Annotated in this window: 10 protein-coding genes and 1 pseudogene; 7 read left to right on the top strand and 4 right to left on the bottom strand. The window is 71.5% G+C overall.

Annotation, left to right across the window (positions count from 1 at the left end; all coding sequences use genetic code 11):
• The 4 genes and pseudogenes from HC031_RS31905 to HC031_RS31890 form a co-directional block, all read left to right on the top strand.
• Positions 1 to 532, top strand: a pseudogene (locus tag HC031_RS31905) (AAA family ATPase); the annotation flags it as partial.
• 317 nt (positions 533 to 849) lie between these two features.
• The gene (locus HC031_RS31900) at positions 850 to 1,962 is read left to right on the top strand and encodes a lipase family protein (RefSeq protein ID WP_167929185.1); all 1,113 of its coding nucleotides are present in this window, start codon (positions 850 to 852) and stop codon (positions 1,960 to 1,962) included.
• A gap of 49 nt (positions 1,963 to 2,011) precedes the next feature.
• Positions 2,012 to 2,749, top strand: coding sequence for a DUF5995 family protein (locus HC031_RS31895; RefSeq protein WP_167929184.1), 738 nt, complete (start codon positions 2,012 to 2,014; stop codon positions 2,747 to 2,749).
• A 182-nt stretch (positions 2,750 to 2,931) separates the two neighbouring features.
• Entirely contained in the window at positions 2,932 to 4,146 is a 1,215-nt protein-coding gene (locus HC031_RS31890; RefSeq protein WP_338090934.1) for a cytochrome P450, read from the top strand.
• A gap of 3 nt (positions 4,147 to 4,149) precedes the next feature.
• Here HC031_RS31890 and HC031_RS31885 read toward each other — a convergent pair whose 3' ends face one another.
• A complete protein-coding gene (locus HC031_RS31885; RefSeq protein WP_167929183.1) occupies positions 4,150 to 5,187 on the bottom strand; it encodes a P1 family peptidase in 1,038 nt (345 codons plus the stop codon).
• 67 nt (positions 5,188 to 5,254) lie between these two features.
• The gene (locus HC031_RS31880; protein ID WP_167929182.1) at positions 5,255 to 6,154 is read right to left on the bottom strand and encodes an alpha/beta hydrolase; all 900 of its coding nucleotides are present in this window, start codon (positions 6,152 to 6,154) and stop codon (positions 5,255 to 5,257) included.
• A 71-nt stretch (positions 6,155 to 6,225) separates the two neighbouring features.
• Between HC031_RS31880 and HC031_RS31875 the strand changes: the two genes are divergently transcribed.
• The gene (locus tag HC031_RS31875; protein WP_167929181.1) at positions 6,226 to 7,059 is read left to right on the top strand and encodes a PIG-L family deacetylase; all 834 of its coding nucleotides are present in this window, start codon (positions 6,226 to 6,228) and stop codon (positions 7,057 to 7,059) included.
• Between the two features lie 15 nt (positions 7,060 to 7,074).
• On the opposite strand, the gene HC031_RS31870 is transcribed toward HC031_RS31875, so the two are convergent.
• Together HC031_RS31870 and HC031_RS31865 are read right to left on the bottom strand one after the other, a co-directional pair.
• The gene (locus tag HC031_RS31870) at positions 7,075 to 7,467 is read right to left on the bottom strand and encodes a VOC family protein (protein ID WP_167929180.1); all 393 of its coding nucleotides are present in this window, start codon (positions 7,465 to 7,467) and stop codon (positions 7,075 to 7,077) included.
• 4 nt (positions 7,468 to 7,471) lie between these two features.
• Positions 7,472 to 8,821: an aminotransferase-like domain-containing protein gene (locus HC031_RS31865; RefSeq protein ID WP_167929179.1), complete on the bottom strand. Its 1,350-nt coding sequence runs from the start codon at positions 8,819 to 8,821 to the stop codon at positions 7,472 to 7,474.
• Between the two features lie 58 nt (positions 8,822 to 8,879).
• Between HC031_RS31865 and HC031_RS31860 the strand changes: the two genes are divergently transcribed.
• Positions 8,880 to 10,370, top strand: a complete 1,491-nt coding sequence (locus HC031_RS31860; protein ID WP_167929178.1) for a CoA-acylating methylmalonate-semialdehyde dehydrogenase — start codon at positions 8,880 to 8,882, stop codon at positions 10,368 to 10,370.
• Positions 10,371 to 10,382: 12 nt separating this feature from the next.
• On the top strand, positions 10,383 to 11,735 hold the full coding sequence (locus HC031_RS31855; RefSeq protein ID WP_167929177.1) for an aspartate aminotransferase family protein: 1,353 nt from the start codon (positions 10,383 to 10,385) through the stop codon (positions 11,733 to 11,735).
• Positions 11,736 to 11,851: the final 116 nt, after the last annotated feature.

Genomic DNA, 11,851 nt, shown 5'->3' with positions numbered 1-11,851 from the left:
GGGCACCAAGGACGTGTCGAAGGCGGTCTCGTTGGGCTTCCACGGCGGCGAGGACGCCGAGAGCAACTACGAGCGGATGAAGGTCAAGGTCAACGACGAGCTCAAGCAGCACCTGCGGCCGGAGTTCCTCAACCGCATCGACGACACGATCGTCTTCCACCCCTTGAGCGAGGCCGAGATCCTTTCCGTGGTGGACATCATGATCTCCCGGATCGAGGGCCAGCTGCGCAACAAGGACATGGACCTGGAGCTGTCCGACGACAGCAAGCGGTTCCTGGCCAAGAAGGGCTACGACCCGGTGCTGGGCGCCCGGCCGCTGCGCCGGGCGATCCAGCGCGAGATCGAGGACCCGCTGTCCGAGCGGATCCTGTGGGGCGAGCTGCGCCCCGGCCAGATCATCGTGGTCGACTGCGACGGCGACCCGACCGACGTCGAGCACGCCCGGCTGGTGTTCCACGGCGCGGACAGGCCGGCTCCGGTGCCCGACACGGTCCCCGAGGAGCCGGGCCGGTCACGGCGCAGTCGCCTGTGACCGGCCCGGCTACGGCCCGCCCACATCGGTCGCTGCCGGCGCTCTCGGGCGAAACCGGCGGGTTTACCGGCCATCGTCCGGGTAGGGACATGACGTTCGGACGCGACCGGTCGGCGAGTCGCGTCACCGATCGGGTACCGATGACGAGCCCATACCCTGCTGGCATGCGCTCGCCGTCCGCCACCGGCCGTCCCACCGCCGGCGGGGACTGTCCAACGTGAGGTGTGCCCGCGGTCACCTGGCACCAACGATGTGTTCCACCCGCAGCGAAGCTCGACACGTCAGCGAAACCGGTCGCGCAGCGGAAGGAGAACAGCGTGGTCAGTCCAGTAACGGGCCTCCCGGCGGTGGACGGAGCCGGGCGTGCCGGCATGGTGGCGGCCCAGCCCGGAGCCCGGTACGAAGAAGCCTACGGCCCCAGCTACCGCGACCTCATCACGTTGAAGACGACCTCACCGGGGTTTCCGGTCTATCCCGACCTGACGCAGGTACTCACGACGACGACGAAACACCCGAACGACGTGGTGGCCCACACCATGGCGGTCTGCTCCGGGTACGCGTACGCCGACCAGCGGATCGTGGCCACCATGATGACCAGGCTGGGCCTGGAGAACAACCACTGCACGATGCTCTCCTGCACCGTCGACGGGATGTTCATCAGCGCGACGGCGTTCCTCGTGCAGAGCAGCGACGGCAGGGTGGTCATCCTGTGCTACCGGGGCACCCAGCCGCTCAACTTCATCAGCTGGCTGGGATCCGGGGACGTCGACCCCGAGGAGGTGACGCTGTCCGTCGCCGGTTCGACCGGCAGCTTCCGGGTGCACGGAGGCTTCTACCGGAACGAACGGATCACCGGGGACGACGTCATCGCCGGCCTGTGGCGCGCCGTGCGGGGACGGTCCGTGCACAAGAGCGCGGAGGAGATGCCCCACCCGCTCGAAGCGCTGTACATCACGGGGCACAGCCTCGGCGGGGCGATGGCCGCGCTGCGGACCGTCCGGCTGCTGAGCGACCACGCGTTCGAGCCGATCACGGAGAAGCTCAAGGCCGTGTACACGTTCGGCCAGCCGATGCTCGGCTGCCCCGACTTCGCCAAGGCGTGCGAGGGCGAGAAGTTCCTCGCCTCCAACGTGATCCGGTACCGCTACCGGAACGACGTCGTACCGTCGTTCCCGCCGACCATGTCCGGCGAGTTCGCGCACTTCGGTCAGGAGTACCGGTACTCCGACAGCAGTTGGCGGCACAGCCCGCAGCCCACCACCCAGCTGAGCAACCTCACCGAGCTGGCGGCGGCCCCGCTCGCGCTGCTGTCCGGCCCGATCAAGCTGCTGCGCAAGGTCCCGTTCCCGGCGTCGTGGGAGGACCACAATCCGCAGCACTACGTCTCGAAGCTCAAGCCGCCTCACGTGGGGAGCGAGTTCAGCGACTGACCACGGCAGCGCCGCGCCGGGCGGCCGTGCGGGGTGTCATGCTGCGCCCATGGGCGAGCGTATCGCGGCGCTGATCACCCGGATGGGGGCCGACCTGGACCGGCTGCGCGCCGCCGACGATCCGCGTCGCTTCTTCCACGCCACGTACCTGCGGACGACCGTCGCCGTCGCCGAGGCGATCGACCGGAGCCTGTTCGCCGACCCCGCCTGGCTCGAGCGGCTGGACGTCGAGTTCGCCGACCTGTACCTGCGAGCGCTCGACGCGGACCGGGCCGGTGGACCGGTTCCGGCGCCGTGGCGGCTGGCCTTCGCCGCCACCCGGGGCCGGCGCCGCCTGGCACCGGTCCACCACGTCCTGCTCGGCATGAACGCGCATATCAACTACGACCTCCCCCAGGCGCTGCTCGCGGTCATCGACCCGGCGGAGTTCGACGACGCGGCCCGACTGGCCGCACGCGCCGCCGACCACGGCCGCGTGGACGAGATCCTGGTGACCCGGGTCGACGCGGAGGACACCGAGCTCACCGCCGTGTCGAAGACGACGGCGCTGGACCGGCTGCTCCGCCCGGCCAACCGTGCGGCGACGCGCCGGTTCCTGACCGAGGCGCGCGCGAAGGTCTGGGCGAACACCACGATCCTCGACCGGATCCGCCGGTCCGGTCCCGACCGGTACGCGAGCGCACTGTCCGAACTGGAGGATCTGTGCGCCGATCGGGTGCGGGACCTCACCGCCCCCGGGCCGGTGCTGCTACGGCTCGCCCGGCGCGGCTTCGGCGTCGTCCTCTAGGAAAGCTCCGCGCAATGTTGCGAACATTGCTGCTATCCGGGCACACGAAGCAGCAACGTGTACCACATTGCGCGGATCTTGTTGCACGGGTACGCAATTGTTCTGTCGCCGCCGACCCACGGTCGCTACCGTGGCCGTACCCGCGTCCATCGATGCGATCCGCCACCGCCGAAGGGGGCATCGTGCGTACCGTCGAGGCTTCGCCGGAAGCACCGTTTCTGGACGTCACCGATCCCGAGTTCCGGTTCGACTCCCCGGCCGTCACCGAGGCCCGCGAGCTGAGCTGGTACGCCCGCACCCCGCTGGGGCTGGTCGTGCTGCGGTACGCGGAGGCCCACGCCGTGCTGCGCGACCCGCGCTTCGGGCAGAGCGGCGAACGCCATCTCGCGCTGCAGGGCATCTCGGACGGGCCGCTGTACGACTGGTTCGTGCCGCTGATCCTGCACCGCCGCGGCGAAGACCACCTCCGGCAGCGGCGGCTGCTCAACAGGGCGTTCACCCCGCGTGTGATCGAGTCCCTCCGGCCGTTCATCCGCGAGCGGGCGGTACTGCTGGCCGACCGGATAGCGGCCGCGGGCGAGTGCGAGTTCGTGGACGCCTTCGCCGACCCGCTGCCGGTCGCGGTCATGTGCGAACTGCTCGGGGTGCCGGCAGCGGACTACGACGTGTTCCGGCGCTGGTCGAGCGATGTCGGACTCACCTTCAGCCTCACGCTCGCCCAGACGCGCAGCCGGGTCGAAATGGCCGTGGTCGGACTGTACGAGTACGTCGACGGGCTGATCGCGCAGCGCCGGGCCGACCCGCGCGCCGACCTGCTGTCCGCCCTCGTCGCCGCCGAGGAGTCGGGAGACCGGCTCAGCACGGAGGAGCTGCGTAACCTCGCCGTGGGGCTCGTGTTCGCCGCCCACGACACCACCCGCAACCAACTCGCGCAGGCGATGGTGGTGTTCGCCGCGCACCCCGAGCAGTGGCGCCGGCTCGGCGAGCGACCGGAGCTGGCCGCCCGGGCCGCCGAGGAGGTCATGCGCTGGGCGCCGACGGACCCGGTGATCCCGCGGTTCGCCCTCGAAGACGTCGAGCTGCACGGGGTGGACATTCCGGCCGGGACCTTCGTCCCGGTCTGTATCCAGGCGGCCCATCGCGATCCCCGCGTCTTCCCCGGCGGCAGCCGGTTCGACATCTCCCGACAACGTGAAGCGGCCCAGCTGGCGTTCGGCGGCGGACCGCATTTCTGCATCGGCGCGGCGACCGCGCGGGTCGAGATCGCGGAGGCGCTGCGCGTGCTCACCGAGCGGTTCGACCCACCGGAGATCACCGGCCCGGTGGACTGGCGGCCGCCATCGGCGCTGTACGGTCCGGAGCGGCTCCCGCTGCGGTTCCCGTCCCGGACGAGCTGAGCGTCAGCGCCGACACCATCCGGCGACCGCGCTGGGACAGATCTCCGCGTACGCGCGGAAGCCGCCGGCGCCGGTCGCGGCGAGCATGGCGTGGACGACCGCCCGGCTGAACGCGTCCGCGGCCGCGGCGAGCACGTCGTTGAACGCAGGCGGCCCGAGCGGGACGTCGACGCCGGTGGCGAGGGCGAAGACGGTGTCACCGTCGAACATCGAGTGCACCGGGCGGATGGCGCGCGCCATGCCGTCGTGTGCGACGCCGGCCAGCTTCTGGCACTGGGCCTTGGTCAACGCCGCGTCCGTGGCCACCACGCCGATGGTGGTGTGGAACGCACCGGCCGCCGGGGACGGTTCCGGCGCGGTGGCCGCGGCGCGCTCGCGCGGGCCGGGGACGCGCAGGCCGTCGAACTCGCCGGGCAGCCCGTACCGCACGCCGTACAGCTCACCGGTGGTCGGGTCCACCGTGGACCCGACCGCGTTGACGACGGCGAGCGCCGCCACGGTGATCCCGGACCCGAGGACGACGCTCGCGGACCCGACCCCGCCTTTGACGCCGCCCGCCACGGCTCCGGTACCCGCGCCGACCGTTCCGAGGGCGACCGGGCCGGCCGTCGCCGCGTCATAGGCGGACGTGCCGAACTCCGCGTCGGGGGTGGCCCGGAACTCGCCGCCCCGGCCCAGGTCGAACAGGACCGCCGCGGGAACGATCGGCACCACCTGACCCTCCACCACGCCGACCGGAAAGCCGATCTTGTCGTCGGCCAGTCGCGCCATGACTCCGGTGGCGGCGGCGAGCCCGTACGCGCTGCCGCCGCCGAGTACGACGGCGTGTACGCGGTCGACGAGGTTGCGCGGGTCGAGCACGTCGGTCTCCCGGGTACCCGGTCCCCCGCCACGCACGTCGACCCCCGCGACGGCCCCGTCCGGCGGGGTGAGCACGACGGTCGTCCCGGTGAGCCAGCCGTCGCCGACGCGCTGGTGATGCCCGACCCGGAGGCCCGCGACGTCGGTCAGCGTGTTGGTCGGTCCCGGTCGAAGAGCCATCAGATTCCTTCCGTGGATACTCCCGCACCGGTACCTGCCCCGGCCCGGGCACGCTGAGCACCGTCAATCAGGCTGCCAGGGCGCTGCTGATCGCCCGGACCTGCGCCGGCGCGGCGTACGCCCAGAACGCGTTGTCGTGGCATCCGGTCGCGATCCGCACGACACCGCGATCCGGCAGCCGGTCGCGCAGCGTCCGCACGGCCGGTGCGAACGGGTCGGCCGCCCCGATCTCGATCCGTACCGGTAGCCCCGCGAACTCCTTCGCCCGGGCGCTGACGTCGTAGCGCGCCCACTCGTCCGGCGAGTCGTACGCGCCCGGGTTGACGTGGTGGGCGTCCGCGTACGAATGGAAGATCGCTGGCGATGTCGCGACGGCCAGGCGGAACCGGGTGCGGTAGGTCAACCCGCACAGCAACGCCCCGTACCCGCCCATCGACCAGCCCGCCACGGCGACCCGATCGGTACGCAGGCCCCGAGAGGCGAGCATCGGTAGGAACTCGTCGACAAGCATGCCGAGCGGATCGTCACCGGCGTGCGGGTGCCAGTAGCCGTTGCCGCCGTCGGGCGCCGCGAGCGCGAATGGTGCCACGCCGTCGCGGACGGCACCGGCGATGAACTGCGGGTAGTCCCCGGCGCCGATCGCGGCCCTGGCGTCGGAGGCGTACCCGTGGAGGGCCAGGCAGACCGGCAGGTCCGCGCCGTCGGCGTACCCGGGCGGGTAGGAGATGGCGAAGCGCACCTCCCGGCGGCGCGCCGCGGACCGGAAACTGCCGAGGACCGGCGGTGGCGGTGTGCCGCGCAGCGCTGCGGGCGGCGGTGCGGCGTCGCACCGACCGAGCGCGTGGTTCAACACCGACTTGCCGGGCAGTAGTTCCGCATCGACGAGCGCGACGCCGCCGGCCGAGAGGCCGAGCAGGCCGACGGCGCCGCCCAGGGACCTCAACGCGGTACGTCGGGTGATCAGCATGAGGTCACAGTAGGTGCCGCCCGCACCCGAGGTGTCCCCGTTTTGTCGTACGTAGCTCGTAGGGTGGTGCCATGGCTGATCGACCCCTGACGTTGATGACGGTGCACGCCCATCCTGACGACGAAGCCACGGGCACCGGCGGTGTCCTGGCGCGGTACGCGGCAGAGGGGATCACGACGGTCCTCGTGACCTGCACCGACGGACGCTGCGGCGACGGCCCCGGTGGGGTCAAGCCCGGTGAGCCGGGGCACGACCCGGAGGCCGTGGCCGCGATGCGCCGGGCGGAGCTCGAGGCCAGCTGCGCGGCGTTGAAGATCACCCATCTCGAGATGCTCGGCTACGCCGACTCCGGGATGATGGGCTGGTCGACGAACGATGCGCCCGGTTCGTTCTGGACCACGCCGGTGGCGGAAGCGGCGGAGCGGCTGGCCGAGCTGATCCGGCGCTATCAGCCCGACGTCGTCGTCACCTACGACGAGAACGGCTTCTACGGCCACCCCGACCACATCCAGGCCCACCGCATCACGATGGCCGCGGTCGCCCTGACCGGCAGTCCCGCGAAGGTCTACTGGACCACGGCGCCGCGTTCGGCCATGGAGCAGTTCGGGAAGGTGCTGCGGGAGTTCGGCGTCGAGTGGGACGAGCCGGAACCGTCCGCCGAGGACCCCGGACCGCAGATCGGCCTGCCCGACGACGAGATCACCACCTGGGTGGACACGACCGCGTACGGTGCGCAGAAGTTCGACGCGCTGGCCGCGCACTCCAGCCAGAGCGAGAACATCTTCTTCCTGCGGATGGGCAAGGAGCGGTTCACCGAGCTGATGGGTATGGAGACCTTCGTCCGGGTCCAGGACCGCACCGGTGCGGCGCTACCCGAGGACGACCTGTTCGCGGGCCTGCGCTGACCAGCGCTGACGAGGTCAGGCCACCTGGACGACGAGCCAGTTGTTGCCGTCCGGGTCGTCGATACCGAACCAGCGGCCCCACGGGGCGTCCTGGACCTCGTTGTTGGGCCTGACGCCGCGCGCGGTCAGCTCGGCGTACGTCGCGTCCACGTCGTCACAGCTGATGGAGAGCTTCGCCGACCCGGGCGGGGTGCTGTCGGCGAACCAGGTGACCAGGGTGATGTCGGCGCCGCCGCCGGGCGGGGTCAGCATCAGCCACCGCGCGCCGGCCCCGGCGGACCCCGCCTGCCCGGCGTCCATCGTGTAGTCGAACTTCACGGTGAACCCGAGCACGTCGACGTAGAACGCCTTCGCCCGGTCCTGGTCGGTGACCGGCACGCTGACCAGAGTGATGCTGCGCAACGACATGCGATCACCGTACTCCCGCCCAGGCGCCGGTCTCGGCGGCGGCGGCGATCTCGACGGCGACGTCGGCGTGGCCGTCGGCCAGCAGGCCGGCGGTGACCCGGATGTGGTTCACCGGTCCCGGCACCACGGCGAACGGCTGGCCGGCGGCCGCCCCGATGCCGCGGCCGGCCAGCCGGATGAGGGCGGCCGACTCGTCGCGTACCGGAACCCACACGTTGAGCCCGTCGTTTCCGCCGACAGCGACGCCGTGGGCGGCGAGCGCGTCGACCAGCGCGGCGCGCCGGCGGGCGTACTCGTCGCGGGCGTGCGCCACCGCCGCGGCCGCCTGCGGATCGTCGAGCAGGCTGACCAGGATCCGCTGCAGTAGCCGGCTGCTCCAGCCCTGGCCGAGTTGCCGGCGCCCGACCAGCGTGCGCATCACGTTCGCCGGTCCGCTCACGGCGGCGAGCCGCAGGTCGGGTCCGTGCGACTTGGAGTAGCTGCGTACATGCAGGGTCTGGCGCGGAACCCACCGGCCGAGGCTGAGGTCGGCGGTGGCGGCGACCGCCCCGGCGGAGTCGTCCTCGATCACCCAGCAGCCGGCCTTCGCCACGATCCCCGCCAGCTCCTCGGCCCGGGCCGGGGTCAGCGACGCCCCGGTCGGGTTCTGCGCCCTGGGCTGGAGGAACACCGCGGCGACCGGCCCGGTCACCGCCTCGGCGAGCGCCTCGGCGGACAGCCCCGCGTCGTCGACGGGCACGCCGACGACCTCGACGCCGATCGCTTCCAGCAGGTCCAGCAGCGGCGGGAAGCACGGGTGTTCGACGACCACCCGGTCGCCGAACCGCAGCAGCGAGCGGGCGGCGAGGTCGAGCGCGTCCATCGCGCCGTCCATGACGGTCAGCTCGTCGCACACGTACGGCCAGTCCGCGCGCAGCCGGTCGACCAGCTCCGGCAGGACCGGGTCGTCGAGGTAGCTGCCCGGCACGGCGGCCGCCCGCAGCCGGCCCAGCGCGGGGCCGAGCTGGGGCAGGAGCGCGGGGTCCGGCACGCCGGTGGACAGGTCGACGTCGAAGGTGGCCTGCCGCTGCAGCGCGCGGCGGTACCGCTCGGGCCCGCTCGCGCGCAGGTCGGCGATGGTCGTACCGCGGCGGCCGTCGGTGTGGATGGCGCCGGACCGGGCCAGCAGCGCCCAGCCGGCGCTCACCGTGGTCGGCGACAGCTGCAGCTGCGCCGCGACGGTGCGGATCGGCGGCAGCTTCATGCCCGGCGTCAGCACCCCGTCGCGCATCGCGCGGGTGACGGCGTTGGCGATGCCGCGGGCGGACTGTTCCTCGAGGCGCTCCTCGATGCTCACCAGGATGGGATCCGGCATCGTTGTAATGTAACAATCGATACTTTGTACGGGGAGTCGTGGCACGTACCGTGAGGACATGACCTCGCAGATCTCGCACTGGATCGACGGGCGGCTGACGCCCGGTACGTCCGGCCGTACCTCCCCCGTTTACAACCCCGCCACCGGCGTCCAGACCGGCGAGGTCCACCTCGCCAACGCCGCCGACCTCGCCAAGGCGGTCGCCTCGGCGAAGGCCGCCGCGGCCGAGTGGCGCCGCGCCTCGCTGTCGAAGCGCACCGCGGTGCTGTTCAAGTTCCGCGAACTGCTGCACGCGCGCACCCCCGAACTGGCGGCGATCATCACCGCCGAGCACGGCAAGGTGCTGTCGGACGCCGCGGGCGAGATCGCCCGGGGTCTGGAGAACGCCGAGTTCGCGTGCGGCGTACCGCACCTGCTCAAGGGCGGCTTCTCCGAGCAGGCCGCGACCGGCGTGGACGTGTACTCGATCCGTCAGCCGCTCGGCGTGGTCGCCGGCATCACCCCGTTCAACTTCCCGGCGATGGTTCCGCTGTGGATGTGCGCCAACGCCATCGCGTGCGGTAACGCGTTCATCCTCAAGCCGAGCGAGAAGGACCCGTCGGCGTCGCTGTTCCTGGCTCAGCTGTGGAAGGACGCGGGCCTGCCCGACGGCGTGTTCACGGTGCTGCAGGGCGACAAGGAGGCCGTCGACGGTCTGCTGACCCACCCCGACATCGCGGCGGTGAGCTTCGTCGGCTCCACGCCGATCGCGCGCTACATCTACGAGACCGGCACCGCGAACGGCAAGCGCGTCCAGGCGCTCGGCGGGGCGAAGAACCACATGGTGGTGCTGCCCGACGCCGACATCGACATGGCCGCCGACGCCGCCGTGTCGGCGGCGTACGGCGCTGCCGGCGAGCGGTGCATGGCGATTTCGGTCGCCGTGGCGGTGGGCGACGCCGGCGACAAGCTCGTCGAGGCGATCGCGGCGCGGCTGCCGAAGCTGCGCATCGGCGACGGCTCCGACCCGGACTCCGAAATGGGCCCGCTGATCACCCGCGAGCATCGCGACAAGGTCGCCGACTACATCCGGCAGGGTGCCGAGGCCGGCGCGGCGGTCGTCGTCGACGGCCGCGACAACGACCTGCCCACCGACGGCTTCTTCCTCGGCGTCACCCTGCTCGACCACGTCACCCCGGACATGAGCGTCTACACCGACGAGATCTTCGGCCCGGTGCTGTGCGTGGTCCGCGCGGAGACGTACGCCGAGGCGGTCGAGCTGGTCAACAAGCACGAGTACGGCAACGGTGTGGCCATCTACACCCGGGACGGCGGCGCGGCGCGCGAGTTCCAGTTCGAGGTCGAGGCCGGCATGGTCGGCGTCAACGTGCCGATCCCCGTGCCGGTGGCGTACTACGCGTTCGGCGGCTGGAAGGCGTCGCTGTTCGGCGACACGCACATGTACGGCCCGGACGGCATCCACTTCTACACCCGTGGCAAGGTCGTCACGTCCCGGTGGCCGGACCCGGCCACGTCCACCATCGACCTCGGTTTCCCACAGACCCGTTAGGAGGAGCGTGTGATGACGGAGTACACAGACGAGGCGCGCGTACGCGCCGACGACCGGGCGCACGTCTTCCACTCGTGGTCGGCGCAGGCGCTCATCGACCCGATGCCGATCGCGGGCGCGTCCGGATCGTACTTCTGGGACTACGCCGGCAACCGCTACCTGGACTTCTCCTCCCAGCTGGTGAACGTCAACATCGGCTACCAGCACCCGAAGCTGGTCGCCGCCATCCAGGAGCAGGCCGCCAAGCTGTGCACGGTCGCCCCGAGCTTCGCCAACGACGCGCGCAGCGAGGCCGCCCGGCTGATCGCCGAGCTCGCCCCCGGCGAGCTCAACCACGTCTTCTTCACCAACGGCGGCGCCGAGGCCAACGAGAACGCCGTCCGCATGGCCCGGCTGCACACCGGGCGGCACAAGGTCCTCGCCGCCTACCGCAGCTACCACGGCGCCACCGCGGGCGCGATCGCGCTCACCGGCGACCCGCGGCGGTGGCCGTCCGAGCCCGGCTCCCCCGGCATCGTCCGCTACTGGGGTCCGTACCCGTACCGGTCGGCGTTCCACGCCACGGACGAGGCCGAGGAGTGCGAGCGCGCGCTCGCCCACCTGCGCGACATCATCACGTTCGAGGGGCCGAAGACGGTCGCGGCGATCGTGCTCGAGACGGTCGTCGGCACCAACGGGATCCTGGTGCCGCCGGACGGGTACCTGGCCGGCGTACGCGAGATCTGCGACGAGTACGGCATCGTAATGATCGCCGACGAGGTGATGGCCGGGTTCGGCCGGTGCGGCGAGTGGTTCGCCGTGGACCGCTGGGGCGTCACGCCGGACCTGATCACGTTCGCCAAGGGCGTCAACTCCGGTTACGTCCCGCTCGGCGGGGTCATCATCTCGCGGGCGATCGCCGAGACCTTCGCCCACAGCCCCTTCCCGGGTGGGCTGACGTACTCGGGTCACCCCCTCGCCTGCGCCTCCGCGGTCGCGTCGATCAACATCTTCAAGGAAGAGGGCATCGTCGAGCACGCGCGGGCGATCGGCGAGGACGTCATCGGACCGGGCCTGCGGGCCCTCGCCGACCGGCACCCGTCCGTCGGCGAGGTGCGCGGACTCGGCGTGTTCTGGGCGGTCGAACTGGTCCGGGACCGCTCCACCCGGGCGCCGCTGGTGCCATACAATGCCGCAGGCAGCGACGCCAAGCCGATGAACGAGGTGATGGCGGCGTGCAAGGCGCAGGGCCTGTGGCCGTTTACCCACTTCAACCGGGTACACGTGGTCCCGCCGTGCACGATCTCGGCCGAGGAGGTCAAGGAAGGGCTCGCCGCCCTCGACCAGGCACTCGAGGTGGCGGACCGGTACTACGTGGGCTCCTGACCGCTGACGGACAGTCGTGGCGGCCTCCGCTGTTAGAGCCGGCCGCGCGCGCCAGGAACGGTTCATTCGGGGAAGGTGGCTAACCAGCAAGTCACGGCTAACTACGAACCAGCAGC

The organism is Planosporangium thailandense (genome assembly GCF_011947195.1).
In the GTDB taxonomy this organism is placed as follows: domain Bacteria; phylum Actinomycetota; class Actinomycetes; order Mycobacteriales; family Micromonosporaceae; genus Planosporangium; species Planosporangium thailandense.
The sequence above is the reverse complement of the archived record's forward strand: the minus strand, read 5'-3'. Positions and strand labels throughout refer to the sequence as shown.